General features: G+C 49.3%; 15 protein-coding genes and 3 tRNA genes. 10 read left to right on the top strand and 8 right to left on the bottom strand.

The window, feature by feature from the left end; translation table 11 throughout:
• The first annotated feature begins 8 nt into the window (after positions 1-8).
• The 3 genes from ACN08X_RS04660 to ACN08X_RS04650 all read left to right on the top strand — a co-directional run bounded on the left by ACN08X_RS04660 (position 9) and on the right by ACN08X_RS04650 (position 3,775).
• Positions 9-1,571: a hypothetical protein gene (locus ACN08X_RS04660; protein ID WP_419108039.1), complete on the top strand. Its 1,563-nt coding sequence runs from the start codon at positions 9-11 to the stop codon at positions 1,569-1,571.
• The gene (locus tag ACN08X_RS04655; protein WP_419108038.1) at positions 1,571-2,209 is read left to right on the top strand and encodes an ABC transporter ATP-binding protein; all 639 of its coding nucleotides are present in this window, start codon (positions 1,571-1,573) and stop codon (positions 2,207-2,209) included. Before ACN08X_RS04660 ends, ACN08X_RS04655 begins: the two co-directional genes overlap by 1 nt.
• Positions 2,210-2,374: 165 nt before the next feature.
• Positions 2,375-3,775 carry an FAD-dependent oxidoreductase gene (locus tag ACN08X_RS04650; RefSeq protein ID WP_419108037.1) on the top strand — a complete coding sequence of 467 codons (1,401 nt, stop codon included), beginning with the start codon at positions 2,375-2,377 and terminating at the stop codon, positions 3,773-3,775.
• Positions 3,776-3,843: 68 nt separating this feature from the next.
• Here the strand turns inward: ACN08X_RS04650 and ACN08X_RS04645 are convergent, their stop codons facing one another.
• Positions 3,844-5,148: a D-arabinono-1,4-lactone oxidase gene (locus ACN08X_RS04645; RefSeq protein WP_419108036.1), complete on the bottom strand. Its 1,305-nt coding sequence runs from the start codon at positions 5,146-5,148 to the stop codon at positions 3,844-3,846.
• A 270-nt stretch (positions 5,149-5,418) separates the two neighbouring features.
• On the opposite strand from ACN08X_RS04645, the gene ACN08X_RS04640 reads away from it, so the two are divergent.
• The gene (locus ACN08X_RS04640; protein WP_419105798.1) at positions 5,419-6,438 is read left to right on the top strand and encodes a universal stress protein; all 1,020 of its coding nucleotides are present in this window, start codon (positions 5,419-5,421) and stop codon (positions 6,436-6,438) included.
• 105 nt (positions 6,439-6,543) lie between these two features.
• Here the strand turns inward: ACN08X_RS04640 and ACN08X_RS04635 are convergent, their stop codons facing one another.
• Complete coding sequence (locus tag ACN08X_RS04635) at positions 6,544-7,062, bottom strand: DM13 domain-containing protein (RefSeq protein ID WP_419105797.1); 519 nt, start codon at positions 7,060-7,062, stop codon at positions 6,544-6,546.
• Between the two features lie 453 nt (positions 7,063-7,515).
• On the opposite strand from ACN08X_RS04635, the gene ACN08X_RS04630 reads away from it, so the two are divergent.
• The 3 genes from ACN08X_RS04630 to ACN08X_RS04620 all read left to right on the top strand — a co-directional run bounded on the left by ACN08X_RS04630 (position 7,516) and on the right by ACN08X_RS04620 (position 7,842).
• Positions 7,516-7,588 (top strand) — tRNA-Glu (locus ACN08X_RS04630).
• A 44-nt stretch (positions 7,589-7,632) separates the two neighbouring features.
• A tRNA-Asp gene (locus ACN08X_RS04625) sits at positions 7,633-7,706 on the top strand.
• A 63-nt stretch (positions 7,707-7,769) separates the two neighbouring features.
• Positions 7,770-7,842: transfer RNA gene (locus ACN08X_RS04620), tRNA-Phe, on the top strand.
• A 161-nt stretch (positions 7,843-8,003) separates the two neighbouring features.
• Here the strand turns inward: ACN08X_RS04620 and ACN08X_RS04615 are convergent.
• The 5 genes from ACN08X_RS04615 to ACN08X_RS04595 all read right to left on the bottom strand — a co-directional run bounded on the left by ACN08X_RS04615 (position 8,004) and on the right by ACN08X_RS04595 (position 13,530).
• Positions 8,004-8,807, bottom strand: a complete 804-nt coding sequence (locus tag ACN08X_RS04615; RefSeq protein ID WP_419101158.1) for an exodeoxyribonuclease III — start codon at positions 8,805-8,807, stop codon at positions 8,004-8,006.
• A 19-nt stretch (positions 8,808-8,826) separates the two neighbouring features.
• Positions 8,827-10,272, bottom strand: a complete 1,446-nt coding sequence (locus tag ACN08X_RS04610; RefSeq protein ID WP_419105796.1) for a glyceraldehyde-3-phosphate dehydrogenase — start codon at positions 10,270-10,272, stop codon at positions 8,827-8,829.
• 189 nt (positions 10,273-10,461) lie between these two features.
• A complete protein-coding gene (locus tag ACN08X_RS04605; protein WP_419108035.1) occupies positions 10,462-11,400 on the bottom strand; it encodes an aldose 1-epimerase family protein in 939 nt (312 codons plus the stop codon).
• A 93-nt stretch (positions 11,401-11,493) separates the two neighbouring features.
• On the bottom strand, positions 11,494-11,844 hold the full coding sequence (locus ACN08X_RS04600) for a hypothetical protein (RefSeq protein ID WP_419108034.1): 351 nt from the start codon (positions 11,842-11,844) through the stop codon (positions 11,494-11,496).
• A gap of 9 nt (positions 11,845-11,853) precedes the next feature.
• Positions 11,854-13,530 carry a sodium:solute symporter family protein gene (locus ACN08X_RS04595; protein WP_419108033.1) on the bottom strand — a complete coding sequence of 559 codons (1,677 nt, stop codon included), beginning with the start codon at positions 13,528-13,530 and terminating at the stop codon, positions 11,854-11,856.
• A gap of 270 nt (positions 13,531-13,800) precedes the next feature.
• Between ACN08X_RS04595 and ACN08X_RS04590 the strand changes: the two genes are divergently transcribed.
• Genes ACN08X_RS04590 through galK form a run of 3 tightly spaced genes read left to right on the top strand, consistent with a single transcriptional unit; the run spans position 13,801 to position 16,984 of the window.
• Positions 13,801-14,562 carry a DeoR/GlpR family DNA-binding transcription regulator gene (locus ACN08X_RS04590; RefSeq protein WP_419108032.1) on the top strand — a complete coding sequence of 254 codons (762 nt, stop codon included), beginning with the start codon at positions 13,801-13,803 and terminating at the stop codon, positions 14,560-14,562.
• A complete protein-coding gene (galT, locus tag ACN08X_RS04585; protein WP_419108031.1) occupies positions 14,559-15,701 on the top strand; it encodes a galactose-1-phosphate uridylyltransferase in 1,143 nt (380 codons plus the stop codon). Before ACN08X_RS04590 ends, galT begins: the two co-directional genes overlap by 4 nt.
• Positions 15,698-16,984 carry a galactokinase gene (gene galK, locus ACN08X_RS04580; protein WP_419108030.1) on the top strand — a complete coding sequence of 429 codons (1,287 nt, stop codon included), beginning with the start codon at positions 15,698-15,700 and terminating at the stop codon, positions 16,982-16,984. The genes galT and galK overlap by 4 nt, the downstream gene beginning before the upstream one ends.
• Before the next feature lie 151 nt (positions 16,985-17,135).
• Here galK and ACN08X_RS04575 read toward each other — a convergent pair whose 3' ends face one another.
• Positions 17,136-17,480, bottom strand: a complete 345-nt coding sequence (locus ACN08X_RS04575; RefSeq protein WP_419105790.1) for a DUF427 domain-containing protein — start codon at positions 17,478-17,480, stop codon at positions 17,136-17,138.
• Between the last annotated feature and the right edge of the window lies 1 nt (position 17,481).

The raw sequence follows: 17,481 nt of genomic DNA, 5'->3' as shown, positions 1-17,481 counted from the left end.
ACATTCCTATGAGCCACAACGCTACGCCTAGAACACAACAACGAGACCGGCGGATTCACCACGTTATACTTCTTATCAAAACCAGCAAACTATTAGATGTACGAGCTGTTGCACCAGAATTTCGTCTCACCCGCAACGCTTACTTCCTCCTTGGCTTAGCTTGCCTGCTCATCAGCATGTTACTGGGGCTATTCCTCACGTTCTTTGTGATTGTTGCCCCCACACTATTTGCCTATATTGGCGAATCGCAGCACCTCGTCCCATCACTACTTTCTCTCGGTGGAATTTACTGCTTGACTCGTCACCTCCTAAAAATATCGGGTCGCACTGCACGCGAAATCAATGCTCCAGCTGACGCCACCATCCTTACGCACGCCGGTTTCACCCGAGGGCAACTATTCACAGCACGGCTCATTCTTCCCCTAACATTCGAAACGCTACTGATGGTCATTGCCTTGTGCTCATACTCCATCATTGCAATCTGGAACTGGGAAATACCAGCACACATCATCCTTAAACCGCTACTGATAGGGGTATTACTTAGCATCTCTGGAGGACTCTTTCGAGGCACTGCACTGTGCCTACTAGCAACAGGCAGAACGTCAATGACCACGCTACGAGTACTTCTTTGGTCTTTCTTCTTGTACGGTGCCGGAAGTATCTTTGCAGGGGTTCTACTACCTATCATGATGGGAGAAAACAGCTTCCGTGAGGCTATACAAAAATGTTTTGCTTTCCTCCTCTCCGAGCAAGGAACAATAACACTCCTCAGCCTGACACTCATCCTTTTAGGCGTATCAGCAGCAGCGTTAATCCGTCTACGACACAAAATCTTCTGGAATAACGCACCCATAGACTCTGCCCCCACCTACACAACATGGCGCATACCATTACCGCAAAATGCGTGGAGACGACTCATTGCCCTGCCACTGACCATCACCCGAGATGCAACAGACGGAGAATCTGGAGAATTTCTCATCTCTGCCCGCATCACATATTTTTCAGCAGCTTTCTGCACCGGCATGCTGGTCAATAACACCGTGATAGAGCCCTTCTTACCGGCTGAAGCCGCATGGGGCATAGCCATGGGAGCACCCCTACTATCTACCGGTGTAGCACACGGAATCTGCTCGGTAAACGCGTATCGTCCACTACTTCCTCACCTAACAGCATCACTGCTCGGGGAACGCGGCGTAGCAAGCGCAATAGTCTGCTCAACCACTTTAGTATGTGCACCATTGAGCCTATTATCTTTACCACTACTCTTGCTCATATCGTCAGTCTCAGCCTCTTCACTCCTGATCGCATGGCTGACTGGAATACTCATCTCGCCGGCTCTCACCCTCTGGGTAGACTGCCTGTTCCCCGGTCGTCTACCCTCACAATCTAACGGGCGTATCCGCCAAAACCCCATCGCCTCCACCCTCGTCTCTGTTATAGCCGGCATATTTGCGCTCATCGCCTATGCACTCCTTCACCAAAATACGCCCCTCTACGTTCTACCCCTCATCAGTATCTGCCTCACAACACTATTCACCCTGACCGCCCGAATCCCCAGAAAAACACTCTAATGGCTCTATTAACCACCACTCACCTACATTTTGGGTTTACACCCACCCAACCCATACTCGAAGACATCAAGCTCAGCCTCGACACCCATCAGGCAATAACACTCAACGGACCCAACGGCGCCGGAAAAAGCACCCTCCTAAATCTCATAGCCGGAGCACTACGACCCACTGGCGGAGAAATCACCCTAGCAGGACACCCACCCCACAGCATAGAGGGGCGACGTACCCGCTGGCATATGAGCACACAACCAGCACTCTTTAGACTCCTCACCGTCCGCGAACAACTAGAGTTCTACTGTGCCGCCTACGGCACAGACCCCGCCGCAGCACTAGACCTTCTACAAAAACTCGTGCCAGAAGACATTACCGACCAACTATGCACACAAATCTCAAGCGGACAAGCACAAAAAGTATGGTTCGTAGCCACCATCGCAGCCCACCAAGCACCACTGTTATTGCTCGACGAACCATTCTCCACTATCGACATAGGCTCCGTGCCCCTCCTGATCGATATCCTCGAAACAGAACGCCTATCAGGGCGCTCAATCATTCTCATAACCCATACACACCAACACCTTTTGCCCAATACATGGATAGAAAAAGATATACGCTCTCTGAACGCAAACCACAGCGCATAAAACCGCAACACCCCTGAAAGAAAAGTTAAGTAAACCTAAGTTTTTAGAGGTTCAGCACACAAGAGAGTCCACACAGAGGTATCTGATAGGTAAACTAATGCCCAAGTGTGTAAATCATCCAGCCAGCCCCACCACATCAGGGAACTGGCACCGAAAGGAAAAACTGTGTCTGAAACACGCCCCCTGCGCGTTGCCGTCATCGGCTCTGGACCTGCTGGCATCTACGCGGCAGATATCCTCACCAAATCAAAAGAAGTCAAAAACGGTGAACTTGAAGTATCCATCGACATCTTCGACCGCTACCCTGCACCCTTCGGCCTCATCCGCTACGGTGTAGCACCCGACCACCCCCGTATCAAAGGAATCATCACCGCACTACATAAAGTCCTCGACCGCGGTGACATCCGCTTCTTCGGCAACGTAGAATACGGCAAAGACCTCTCCCTCGAAGACCTCCGCGAACACTACGACGCCATCATCTTCGCAACCGGCGCCATCAAAGACGCAAACCTTGACATCCCCGGTGTAGAACTCGACGGCTCCTACGGCGCATCAGACTTCGTCTCCTGGTACGACGCACACCCCGACTACCCTCGCGAATGGCCACTTAACGCCCGCGAAATCGCAGTACTCGGCAACGGCAACGTAGCGCTAGACGTCGCCCGTGTACTTTCCAAACACGCAGATGATCTACTCGTCACTGAAATTCCTGACCACGTCTACGAAGGACTAAAATCTTCACCAGTTACCGACGTACACGTCTTCGGACGCCGTGGACCAGCACAGATTAAATTCACCCCGCTAGAACTCCGAGAACTAGCACACTCCCGTGACGTAGACATCGTCCTCTACGAAGAAGACTTCCAATTCGACGAAGCATCACAAGAAGCGATGGAAACCAACTCTCAAGTTAAAGTCATGATGAAAACCCTCAACGGCTGGCTTGAGAAACAAAAAGAAGAACCACAAACCGCATCCCGCCGACTACACCTACACTTCTTGCAATCTCCAGCAGAAATCCTTGGTGAGGACGGCAAAGTAACCGCCCTAAAGATGGAACGTAACGAACTCGACGGCAACGGTGGTATCAAAGGCACCGGAGAATTCGTTGAATACCCCATGCAAGCGGTTTACCGTGCTATCGGCTACTTCGGTTCAGAACTTCCTGAGGTTGGCTTCGACCCCGTACGCGGTGTCATCACCAACGTTGAAGGCCGCGTCGTTGATAACGAAGGGACACCTGTTCCCGGGCTATACGCAACAGGGTGGATTAAACGAGGCCCCGTCGGACTGATCGGTTCAACTAAATCAGACGCATTAGAGACCATCACCCACCTACTATCTGACCGTGAGAACCTCTACACTGCAACAGAACCATGCGCCGAGACCTTCAGCGCATATCTCGACTCTAAAGGCATCGAATACACCACGTGGGAAGGCTGGCATAAGCTAGACGAACACGAACGAGCCCTCGGAGCTGCCACACAGGACGCCTCCGGTGAGCCACGCGCTCGCGTAAAAGTGACTGACCGTGAAGAGATGATTCGTATTTCACGTTCACTCTAAGACTTCTAAAGTTTGGGCCTACCATGAGAATTCTCATGGTAGGCCCAAACTGTTAAGTTTTTTCAACACTAGGTAAGCAAACGGCGTAGCTGAGCGTTAAGAAATATCCCCTGAGGGTCTAGCTCTTTTCGGAGAGTGCAGAACCACTCAAAACGTGGGTAGAGTCCCTGAAGTTCTTCTGCACTATTGGTGTGATAGTGTCCCCAATGCACTCGCCCGCCATGCGCTTTGAAAATCGTCTCTAGTGTATTGAACGCTTGCTGTGGTGGTGTTTTCCAGTATTCACGTGCGCAGATGAAGACGGTGTCTTGTTGGTATGCCGGTGATAGTGCAATGTTGTCTGCGGCTGCTGTACGAACTAGAAGTGGATAGCTGAGGTGTTCTTTGCTATCACGGTAGGCAGCACGGATGTCTTCCATAATGCTTGCAAGTTGGTGTACTTCGAAAGCGTATTCCATGGTGTGGCGGCGGACTGTGCGCTTTTGTGTGTAGACCTGTGGTGCTAAATCTGCGTAACGTCTGTTGCCTTTGCCCCAGCTTGAGATATTGTTGAGGGCTGCTTTTGTTGCTGGCTGTTTATACCCGAGATAGCTCATAAGGTGGAACGCTCCGTTATTGAGCGTGTTGTCTCCGAGGTGTCGTCGGGCTTTGCTCAATAAAGCGGAAGGGTTCATATACCCGTCAGTGAGTAGAGGCAATCGGGTAAGTCGTCGAGTTCTAACTTGTGAAGAGCCTATGAACCATGTTATTTCGTAATGGTCTGCGTTTGATGAACGCTCTGCGAAATGGTGGATGATGTCTTCGTAAGCGCGTTTTCGTTCTGCTGCGTGGAGTCGAAAGAGTGGTTCGATATGGAACGTCAGTGAGAAGACGATGCCGAGTGCGCCTAGTCCAAGTTGCGCTGCGGTGAAGATGTCATTGTTCTTATGCGGGGAACACGTGAGGATCTCTCCACGAGCAGTGATAAGTGTCAGTTCTTGTAGCTGTGTGGCGAAGATGCCGTAGGTGTTACCTGTTCCGTGCATGCCTGTGGAGATTGCTTCGGCGAGCGTTTGTTCCCCCGTCCTTCCCATGTTGGTGAAGGTAAACCCGTGCTCTGCCAGAATTTTTGATGCTTGGCTAAGAGTTGTTCCGGCGAGGAATGTAGCTTGTTGTCGTTGCGGGTTGATAGCGGTGAGACCGCTAAGCTGATTGAGTGAGAGTATGCGGGTTTCAGATTCTGTAATGTTTTTGGAGTCGTATCCTGTATCGAACACGGTGATGGTTTGTTGGTGTTCGCCAGCATTTTTAATGGTTTTTTGTATTTCTTGAATATTTCGGGGCGCCATGATGCGGTGTTCTTGATTCTGTGTGTTCCAGCGATGTTGACGCATTGTTCCTCCCAAGGTGGATAAAGTATCCCTGTCTATTCTCTCATTGATGTTGCTTCGCTTCGGGGTAGGAACGGGGAAACCTGGTTTTAAACCGTCTTTTATGGAGCGTGATGTTGTGATGGTGTTGAATGAATGTTTTCTCTTCAGGTTGGAATGCCCGAAACCCTGGCACATGTGATGGTCGGCACCTATGATTAAAGTGGGTTCTTGAAAAGCTAATGGTAAGACGCTTAGCTTCGTTCAAGGCTCTTGATGAAAAGGAGAACGATAATGACTGCCCAAGAATCGGCTCAGAAAACTTTTGGACATCAGGCGGTTGAATCCCGCGAAAAGAACCGTGACGTCACACAATTTTCGGGAGAAATTGTTGTTGGTATTGATGGTTCGGAGCAATCCTATGGCGCTTTGCGTTGGGCAGTGAACGAGGCTCGACGTCGGAACACTCCGGTGCGTTTGGTAACGGCATATTCTTTGCCTATTTTTACTGGTACTGGTTTTGAGGCTGGGTATTCGGTCGTTGATGAACAGGCGTTGCGTGAAGGGGTGGCTCAGATACTTGATGAGGCGTACTCCCGTGTTGATACGACTGGTGTTGAGCTGCGTGCCACCGTTGAGACAGGTGATGCTACCGCTATTCTTGTTGAGCTATCAAAGCGTGCTGAACTAGTTGTTGTGGGTTCTCGTTCTCACGGCAGCTTTTTAGGGCGACTTTTAGGGACGGTCTCTGTGTCTCTTCCGGCTCATTCTCATTGCCCGTTGGTTGCGGTGCCTGCTTCTTATAGCGAGAATCTTGAATCTACTAGTTTAGATGCTGACGCGAAGAAGCCTATTGTGGTTGGTTCAGATGGTTCTGCCCAGGCGCGTGTTGCTATGTTGAAAGCCGCCGAAGAGGCTCAGCGTCGTGGGGTAAAGCTGACGTTGGTAAATGCTTTGGCGCCTTATACGGGTGCTCTGAATTGGGTTCCTGCTGCTGTTGATTTTGAAGCGATGTATCGTGAGATTGCGCAATTGCAACGGAAGGCTGCGCAGTGGCTGCGTCGTTATTTCCCGCGTTTAGAGATTGAGTTTAAGTTAGTTGATGGTTCTCCTGTGCAGGTACTTTTAGAAGCTGGTGAGGACGCTGGAATGGTGGTTGTTGGTACCCGTGGCCGCGGTGGTTTGGTGGGGATGATTCTTGGTTCTACATCTCATGGGGTTTTGCACCATGCTAAGCGTCCGGTGATGATTGTTCCTGAGATGGAAGATGAGCGTTTAGAGACTGCACCTTCGGCGGATATTAGCTGGGGTTAGAGTGAGTGCTCTACGTCAACGGTAGTTGAGTTTGACGGTACGTATATGACAGTGGCGGGTCAAGAGAGTTCTTGACCTGTCACTGTTGTATTGAGCATATAACTGTTAGTTGAGTGTCGCAGCGCCGAATGGGGAGCTGAAACGTTCGCACCAGATGACAACACTCTTAATGGTGTTGATGTCTACGTTGGAGGGAATGGGGTAGTTCTGGTTTCCATTGGTTGCTTTAAGGTCTCCGAGGTTGGTGTAGTCCTCTGCGGTGAGGGTGGTGAAGTCTCCTGTTTGGTCGGTGAGGATGACTTTGAGGTCGGGGCCATCTAGCGTTGAAAGATCTTCGAGGCGTAGTAGGTGTGTTCCATCGTTGAGGGTGATGATTGCTGCGGTTCCTGTTGTGTCGTGGTCGAGGGAGTGGAATGTTCCTTGTGCGGCTGTTTGTGGTGTTGGTGTGCTTTGAGCTGTTGGCTGTTGGGTGTTACTAGTTACTGGTTGTGTTGATTCTGGTAGTGCTTCGTCGATAGTTGAGCTGGTGAAGGCTCGCCAAGGTTGGGTGAGGGATAGGACTATTCCTAATACGACGAGTGCTGCAATGGAGAGGATAAGCAGAATATTTTTCTTGTTTTTCATGTGTGTCCTTGTTCTTGTTTGATGTATATGGTGTGGTTTATCTGTATAGCATGATGTGGGTGCTTTTTATTCCGAGTCGGGCGTTTTGGGTGAAAGTGTTCTGTTTCTGTGTGAACAGGAGTAATGTTGGTAACAAAGGTGAATATTGTGCGCTGGCGTTTTTGAGGTAATGGCATCGTGGATGAGGTGTTTTTAGGCGTTGGTGGCGGTTTTTTGCGGTCTCTTAAAACTTTTTTGAGAAATTTTTTTACTTGATAAGGAAAGTATATTTTCTGAAACTTCCTTGATTTTTAGCGGTTTTTATGGATTTTATTGTGCTGTTATCTCGCGTATTGGTCGGTTTTTAACAAGAAAAAATGGTTTTTTGTCCATTTTGAGTTTGCATGCGTCCCAAAACTGTCGTAAGCTTATTGAGTCTTGAACGGCGGGGTAAAAACCGCTGGTTCAGTCCAGGCCCCCATCGTCTAGCGGCCTAGGACGCCGCCCTTTCACGGCGGTAACACGGGTTCAAATCCCGTTGGGGGTACTTGTAGATTACATCTACAAAGCCTAGTTGATAATTTCAGCTATGGCCCCGTAGCGCAGTTGGTTAGCGCGCCGGCCTGTCACGCCGGAGGTCGCGGGTTCAAGTCCCGTCGGGGTCGCTCCGACCGCGTATTTCTTTATGATGAAATATCGCGGTTGTGGCATATCTACAGCATATGCCTGGCTCTGTAGCTCAGTTGGTAGAGCGTGCGACTGAAAATCGTAAGGTCACCGGATCGACGCCGGTCGGAGCCACAAAATCCACTTGTACGGGCTTCTAACGTGCAGGTGGATTTTCTATTTAACACACTTCACCAAGAAACATTCCTTATGGGTGTCATTAAAATTAAAAGAGCGCCTAACCAGAACCAAAACAGGCTCTCAGCCAAGCGCTCTCCCGCCACAAGGTTTAGAAGCTAGTCTGCAATCTCTACAACAACAGGCGTATGATCACTAGCGCCCTTCCCTTTACGCTCCTCGCGATCAATATGAGCACTTTTTACACGCTGCGCCAACGCTGGAGAATATAACTGAAAATCAATACGCATACCCTCATTCTTCGGGAAGCGTAGCTTCGTATAATCCCAATACGTGTACTCGCCCTCCGTGAACGGACGAACGACATCAGATAGTCCGCTCTTGTTCATAAAAGCAAAGAACGCGTCGCGCTCTGGCTCACTAACGTGCGTCATCTGATGCTCACGGAAATAGTCAATATCCCACACATCATGGTCGTAAGGAGCAACGTTCCAATCTCCTACCAGCGCAAACTGTGCTTGAGCATCCGCGCTCAGCCAAGAATCAACATTAGAACGTAGCTCTTTGAGCCATTCCAACTTATACGCCATATGAGGGTCTTCAAGTCCGCGCCCATTAGGAATATATAAGCTCCAAATGCGAACGCCGGCGCACGTTGCACCAATAGCACGCGCCTCCTGAACCGGAGTGTCACCAGGTTTAGCGAAACTTGGCTGACCTGCAAAGGTCCGCTCAACATCTTCTAATCCCACGCGTGAAGCAATGGCCACACCATTCCATTGACTTAACCCAAAATGAGCAACTTCATAACCCATAAAATCAAAAATTTCATAAGGGAAATTTTTCTCTTGAGCTTTTGTCTCTTGAATAGCAAGCACGTCAACGTCAGAACGGTCTAGCCATTCTTCAACGCGTTCAGCTCGTGCGCGAATAGAGTTTACGTTCCAGGTAGCAATCTTCATACCCTCTAGGGTACATGCTCTATCGTGCGGGCGGGAATGCTGGAATATGCAGACCTGCCATCTTCTCTACGACTCGGATTACCTGACAAGAATACCCAAACTCATTGTCATACCACAGATACAAAACCGTTGTATCCTCGGTGACCAGCGTGGCTAACCCGTCGACAATGCTCGCCGTGCGTGACCCCACAAAATCAGTAGAAACCACCTCGTGTGAATCGGTGTAATCAATTTGACGGCGTAATGACGAGGTTAAAGATACCTCACGTAAGAGAGCATTAAGTGACTCTTTAGAATCTGGTTGTTTTTCTAAACGCAGATTCAAAATAGCTAGTGATACATCTGGTGTTGGAACACGAATGGCACTACCTGTCAGCTTTCCCTCAAGCTGAGGAAGTGCTTTAGAAACAGCTTTTGCCGCACCTGTCTCAGTAATAACCATGTTCAACGCTGCAGAACGCCCACGCCGGTCACCACGATGGAAGTTATCAATAAGGTTTTGATCATTGGTGAAGGAATGAACCGTTTCAACGTGACCAGAGAGTACCGTAAAGTTTTCGTCCATAACTTTCAGTACTGGAGTGATGGCATTAGTTGTACACGATGCTGCTGAAAGAACGGTGTCTTCGGAAGTAATAACAGAGTCGTTAACACCGCAAACAATATTTTTAATATCTCCTTTGCCAGGGGCTGTGAGCAATATTCGAGAGGCTCCTTTGCTCTTGAGATGTTGGCTGAGCCCTTCGTGATCGCGCCAACGCCCAGTGTTATCAACGATGATAGCGTCACGAATACCGTATTCTGTGTAGTCTATGGTTGCTGGGTCGTTGGAATAGATGAAACGAATTGACGTCCCGTTAGCAATGATGGTGGAATTCTGCTCGTCTACGCGGATAGTTCCTGCGAATGCTCCGTGTACGGAGTCTCGTCGCAAGAGCGAGGCCCTTTTGTAGAGATCGTTCTCTCCATTTTTACGGACGACAACGGCACGTAAATTAAGCCCGGAACCACTTGTTCGCTCAAGTAGTATGCGGGCTAGAAGACGGCCGATGCGACCAAAACCGTAGAGAACAACGTCTTGGTTGGTTGCTGTTTGTGTTCCTGCTTTTTCAACAACGGGGGATAGTTCCTCGCGTAACCATTTTTCGAGCTCTGTTGATCCAGAACGCTCATATTGTCGGTATAGTTCTGCTAATCCGATAGAGCAGGGTGCTAATTGGAGTTGGACGAGTGTTTGTAAAATTTCTAGAGAGCGATTGGGGTCGAGCTCTTCATGGTCGATTTGCCGAGCAAATCGGTGTAATTTCAGAATCTGAATGACGGATTGGTTGACGAGGGAACGTCCATGAATACTGATAACTACACCGTATTCTCGATTGAGTTTTCCAATGAGCGGAATCATCTGTTCTGCCGCTGATTCTGCGTCGTTCCATACGGCGTGTTTTAGGGTGCTAGAGAGCGCCACGGCTTCCTTCTTCCTTGCGGGGATACGTCTTCGTATTCTCCGAGCATATGTGATTGCAAAACGTTAGATGTACGCCTCGTTGCGTCCATCTAACGTTTCACAGCTTACCTGCAGAAATAAGGTAATTCCGTATTTTACAGAGTTTTTCTTTATATACCGATTAGGGAATAGAAGGAGGGTGTGTATTTTCTATGCCTGATCAAAAGCACGAATTCCCCACCGTGAAATATGCTCTTCACCAGGAGAAAGAACCACAAGATGAGTTCCGCTATTAAACGCATTGGCAGGTGCTGTCATCGGTTCGACGGCTAAAGCGCGGCGTTCTGAACCATCGGTGTATACCTGAACCCACCGAATACTTTCATCAAAAGTGAGTTCCACACCAGAAGAACGATGAACATCAGCATAAAGACGAACATGGCCGCGCTTATCAGCGTAAGAGAGCGAACCGAAAGTATGGTCTAGCTCCATCTTGCCTAAGAGTGCACCAGCACGAAAATCTAAGGATGTTCCTTCAACAGAATGTTCTGCTACGGGTAGTAAGCGCTCATCTGTTTCAAGGTAACTTTCTGCAGGAATCTCTAGCACCCACTGATTGAGGGCTGATGTTTGGTCAACATCCCCACCGGCACTCAGATAAGGGTGAGCAGCGTACGCATAGGGTGCGGGCTCGTCTCCCACATTTTGCGCAGAAAACTCTACCTGAAGTCCTTCATCGTTGAGAGTATACGTCACGGTGTATTTCAGAAAGAAAGGGTACCCGGGGCATGGCGGAAGCTCAAGAGCGCCTGATAGCTGAGCCTGATGAGAGTTTATGACGGGCTCTTCAAAAGACCATCGTTGCCACATCACGAGCCCGTGAATAGCATTATGTCGTTCCACTTCAGAAATGGGTAGTTGATGCTCGACCTCGGAAAAAGTGTATCGTCCGCCGTCGATACGGTTGGGCCACGGTGCAAGGTGTGAGCCACATGCTCCAGCGCGTAATTCGTTGGGCGAAGCTGGAAGAATAAGCTGTTTGCCTTGGGGCGATATGAGGGATTCTAGGTTAGCTCCCACCTCGGCAATGGTGGCGCTATACCCACCAGCGTTTAACGTGTAGGTTGTCCCAGAAAACGATGCAGACATAAAATTCTCCGTAGATAGACGATTGTGCGAGAATCTTGCAAGAAAATAGCACTGTGGCTCAATAGTTCATACTATTGAGCCACAGCATTATTTTTAGTGTTCTTCAGCTAAAGTGCTTGCTTCACCTTCAGCAATTTTTTCTTCAATAGATTCAACATTGGCGAGAATATCCTCAGCTGGGACAGGGGAGAGCCTCGCCCATAAGAAGAAGAGGATGCCACCGGCAAACATGCTCAACCCAGTCCATAGGTTGATGGGGATACCGCCGGTCAGTGCCTTGTCTGCTACTGGGTCAAGAATCCCTGTAGCTGTTACAAGAACACCATAAACAACGAAGAGTGCGCCGATAATGTTACGTAGGTCAGTACGACGGGTAGAGCGAACAAGTTGCTCTTTCTCTTCGGAACTAAGCACTACAGCTGTTGGTTGGTTTTTGTTGCTCATAGTGACTCCTTAGATAATGGGAAGATAGAGCAGAACGCAGAGGACAAGAGCAATGGTTCCAAGAAGCGCTGGGGAACGGTACCATGCGGTATCGCTCGCTACAGAATCTCCGGTGAGGTCGATGGTACCAATACCGTAAACCAATCCTGTCAGCTCTTCTTCTGCCTTCGGTGTAGTAACCATCGATACAGCAACGGAAACAACCATCACGGTCACGAAGGAAATAATAGCCATGTAGAGGGTTCCTGCAGTGCCGGTTTCGAAGAGGGTTGGATCGTTCAAGTACCAAATCCACACCAGTGCAGGTGCGATGATACCGCTGACATAACCCCAAAGACCTGCTTGAGGAGTCATCTTCTTCCACAATAGGCCGAGAATAAATACGGCAAATAGTGGTGCATTGAAGAATGAGAATAGGGTCTGCATATAGGTCATGATATTACCGAACTGAGCCGCGAGGAATGCGGTGAAAACTCCGATAAGAACGCCAGCAACGGTAACCCACCGACCTGTAGAGAGATAGTAGGAATCGCTCATCTTAGGTTTGACGTATTCTTGCCAAATATCGTAGGTGAATACGGTATTGAAAGAGGAGACGTTTGCTGCCATACCTGCCATGAACGATGCCATGAGGCCGGTAACAGCGACACCAAGGACACCAGAAGGTAGATACATCTGGATTAGTTTTGGAATGGCGTCGTTGTAGGTGAGAGTTCCATCTGCAAATTGGTTACCGATGGTTGCTGCGGCAATCATTCCGGGGATAACCACGATGAAAGGAATGAAGAGTTTGGGGAAAGCGCCAATGAGCGGGGTGCGACGGGCTGCAGACATGTTCTTTGCAGAGAATGCGCGCTGAACTTCGGTGAAATTGGTGGTCCAGTAACCGAAGGAAAGGACGAATCCTAGTCCAAGAACAATCGCGAGCCAGTTAGCACCAATCGGGTTGGTAACATTGCCAATCTCGGTACCTTGCCATGCAGAAAGATGGAGTTTATTGACACCCTCGGTATTCATGAGTGCGGTTTTGAGTCCGCTCCAACCACCTACGCGGTGCATACCGACAACGGTTAGTGGTACGAGGCCAGCAATAATGACGAAGAATTGCATAACTTCGTTATAGATTGCTGAGGATAGTCCTCCGAGGGTGATGTATACGAGAACGAAAAGTGCAGAGACGATAATTGCGACCCATTGTGGCCATCCGAGCATTGCTTCAATGATGATAGCCATAGCGTAGAGATTGATGCCTGCAATAAGTACGTTTGATACGGCAAAAGCTAAAGAATTGACGAGGTGTGCTGGTCGTCCGAAGCGTCGGAGCATAAATTCGGGGACGCTTCGTACCTTTGAGCCGTAGTAGAACGGCATCATGACAAGGCCAAGGAATACCATCGCGGGGATAGCGCCGATGAAATAGTAGTGCATGGTGGACATGCCGATTTCTGCGCCATTTGCTGCCATACCGAGAATTTCGGTGGCTCCAAGGTTTGCAGAGACGAAAGCTAGGCCTGTAATCCATGCCGGCATGGACCGTCCAGAGAGGAAGAAGTCCATGGAAGTTTTGACGCTTCGGCGTGCGATAATGCCGATGGCGAGAACGGTAACGAAGTAGATGATGAGCATTAGATAATCTACAAAATGTAGATCGAGTCTCACTCCATCAGCAGATGCTACAAGAGACATAGTGGAGCTCCTGGGTTTTGAAAACACAACAACGGCTACGTTGCCATGTTTGATTTTGTTTATATGTGGTGTGAGGCAACATTGCCAATTAATGACAAGTAAACTCCTGTAATGCTTTTAATGCAAGGGTTAACCAACAATATTTCTGAAATTATCTGAATGTTTTAGCTCTAGATAAAAAACTTGTGTTCAAAAATGTTCGTTTATGGTTCAATGGGAACTAATGTATCCCCACATCCATCAGCCAACGGCACAACACCAGGAGACATTATGCTTGCTTCAGAACGGCACAGCCAAATTCTGCGTGAGATTGAAGCCCGCGGCACTGTTCTCACCGGCGAACTTGTAGACCTACTTAACGTCTCTGCAATGACTATCCGCCGAGACCTCAACGAACTTGCAGACCTAGGGTTACTTGTTAAAGTCCACGGTGGAGCAACTTCATTTAGAGCCAGTAGCGAACCAACCTTCGCTACAAAAATGCTCCTGCATGAGCCAGAGAAACAACGGATTGCTCAGCGCGCCCTACAATATGTACACCCAGGACAAACTATCGGGTTCTCTGCCGGAACAACGTGCACAACCATCGCCAGGAACTGCCTTAAAGTTCCAGAACTGACCGTTATTACTAATTCTCTTCGCGTTCATGACACTTTTCATCAGTCGCCATCTGACGCGCAAGTACTACTGACCGGAGGGCAGCGTACTCCATCAGACGCTCTCGTCGGGCCTATCACGGATCTTGCACTGGCAACTTTGCACATGGACGTACTTTTCCTGGGTACTTACGGCGCAGACCTTAAGCAAGGACTAATGAGCCCCACTCTGATTGAATCTGCAACAAACCGTGCCCTCATTGCCTCAGCCTCACAGGTTATCGCCGTCTTTGACCACAGTAAATGGGATATTCGAGGGTTGAGCCAATTCGCCCCTTGGGAAAATATCGACACCGTCATTACCGGCGCAGATATCCCTCACGAGGCTCTCACTATTTTGAAAAATACTGTAAACGAGGTAGTTCTAGCATCATGACAACCACACGCACACCATTGACACCCACCGTCGTCAAAACCTCAGCAACACTCGCTGACGGACGAGAAATTATCTTCTACGATGATTCCGCAGAATATGTTAGCGGAGAAAAAACGCGTACTATTCACGACCCGAGACCGCTAGAAGCCCGAACCTTACCACCACACGACGCCGCATCCATACGCACCGACCCTCTCACCGGATACCCCGTAGCTATTGCAGCGCATCGACAAAACCGCACCTTCCTCCCCCCAGCAGATGAAGACCCATTAGCACCTGCAGGACAAGGAAGCGTCCCCAGCGAAATTCCTGAACCAGAATACGATGTCGTCGTTTTTGAAAACCGCTTCCCTTCACTGCAAGGGCCTTACGAAGTCCTCAATGATAGTACTCTCAACTATGAGACAACTCCTGCTGGGCGCTGCGAAGTTGTCTGCTTCACCTCTAATGCTGTTGGTTCTTTTGCAACGCTGAGCCAACAACGAGCACGCACCGTCTTTGAAGCGTGGAAAGACCGCACTAAAGAATTACTCGCTTTAGACTCCGTACGTGAAGTCTTTATCTTCGAGAATAAAGGTGAAGAAATTGGTGTAACGTTGCACCACCCGCACGGGCAAATCTACGGTTACTCGTACCTTACCCCGTATACCACAGCCCTTAAAAGACAGACAGACGCTTATGCGCAAAAGAACCGCAAAGACCTTCTTGCCGATGTGCTATTGAGCGAAGTCCGAGACGGGCGGCGCATCATTCGACGAACTGAAAACTTTACTGCTTACGTCCCGTTTGCGGCTAAATGGCCTGTCGAATTCATGATTATGCCTCATAAAGCAGTCAAAAACTTTACGGGTTTCACCTCCGAAGAGCTTGATGAGCTAAGTGAACTCTACTTAGACCTACTAGGACGACTTAACCGCTACTTTGACGGTATCGAACTGCCCTATATCTCTGCATGGCATCAGGTTCCCTCCGACGGTGCAGAGCATATCTCCCGCATGTTCTTGCACGTATTCTCCCTCAAACGTGCCCCCGAAAAACTCAAATATCTTGCCGGTTCTGAATCTGCAATGGCAGCGTGGATCAACGACCGGACACCCGAAGAAATTGCTGCTCGTCTGAAAGAAGTTGAACTCCCATGAGCACTCCACAATGGATTACTAATCCCACCCAAGAAGACCAAATTCACACGGTTGTTAACGCATTCATCGCAGAATACGGCTACGAACCAGCTGGCGTATGGGCTGCACCTGGGCGCGTAAATCTGCTTGGTGAACATGTTGATTATGCCGGCGGAACTGTTATGCCCCTAGCGTTGCCACATCGCACTCTCGTTGCAGCATCACCCCGTCAAGACGGCATGCTACGAGCTGTATCAGATCAAGCTGATGGTGTTGAGCAGATAGCTCTCAAAGATATTGCCCCAGGTGCGTTGAGCGGCTGGTTTACTTATGTTGCTGGTGTTCCGTGGGGAATGAAAAAAGTTGCTGATATTGACGTTGTGGGCGCAGACCTCGCCATCACGTCAGCCGTTCCCGTGGGAGGCGGACTGTCCTCTTCTGCAGCGTTGGAATGTTCTGTCGCGCTAGCTCTGGACGAGCTCACCGCTCAAAGGCAAGAAACTGCACCGCTTCATCAAACCGATGAAGGGCGCGCAACCTTGGCACAGATATGTATCGCTGCAGAAAACGATATTGCCGGCGCTCAAACGGGCGGAATGGACCAATCCATTTCCTTACGTGCTCTTGAAGGCTCTGTGCTGACCATCGACTGCCGTGATTTTAGCACTAAACCCCTCACTGTTGATGTGGCTTCTGCCGGTTTGGCACTCCTGGTAATTGACACAAAAGCACCACACCAACTAGCTGACGGACAGTATGCTCGCCGCCGCGCCATTTGTGAGCTTGCAGCAGAGGCATTCAACGTAGACAACGTGCGTAACGCTATGCCAACGCATATGAGCTACGCAGACGCAGAAGCCGTTGTCCGACGCTGGGAAGAAAGCTTAAACGACGTCGAACTTCCTGAAGACACCACACCAGAACAAGCCATAGCTCGCATACGTCACGTAGTTCGTGAGATGGTGCGAGTCCAAGAATGTATCGATATATATTCTGCTTCTGTGACCGATGAGAGCTGGAAACGTCTAGGAGAGCTATTGAGTTGTTCTCATGCTTCACTACGTGATGATTATGAAGTGACTGTCCCTCAACTAGATGTCGCTGTCGAAGCTGCTGAGCATGCCGGTGCTTTAGGCGCTCGCATGGTAGGCGGCGGTTTTGGCGGTTCGGTGCTTGCTTTGGTCCCTCAACAGAAAATTGAGGATATCGCTGAGGCTGTGGTGAATGCTTTTGAACGGCACGGTTTTGGTGCTCCTGCTTTTGTTGAGGCGACGCCCGGTGCTGCAGCAATTCGAGTGAAATGATAAAGTAGCTAGAATCTTTCCAAACGAGGAACATGTCTATTGTTGTCTGTGATTCCTCGTTACATACTAGGGGGTGTGTTTGTGTGGCTTATGCGACTCAAGGGGAACTCTAAAGGCTAGAAAGCCTGTATCCTGTCGAGAGCCACCAAACTCATCCTCTATTTTCTCTGGAGTTGATGTCTGTCTGGGTAGACTCCTGAACGACGTCAATTCCTTGAGTGACATCAAATGCTACGCGTCCTTTAACAAACCATGCCCACGGCAATGGCAATGGATAAACCCATGCACCATGAGAGATGCGTTCACCGTTGACTATCACATGCTGATAACGAGCAATGCCTTTCCACACACAAAGTGTGCGCAATCGTGCTGGCTCTAGTGCCTCAGAAATAACGTCGTGAGAGGGAAAATAAAAGTTTCCCTCTATCAACAGCGCATCTGAGGTGCGAGCAATCTCTTGACCAGATGCTACTGCGCGTACCGTATAACGGCGCATC

Origin of the sequence: Rothia sp. P6271 (assembly GCF_048512995.1) — a bacterium.
GTDB lineage: Bacteria > Actinomycetota > Actinomycetes > Actinomycetales > Micrococcaceae > Rothia.
The sequence above is the reverse complement of the archived record's forward strand: the minus strand, read 5'-3'. Positions and strand labels throughout refer to the sequence as shown.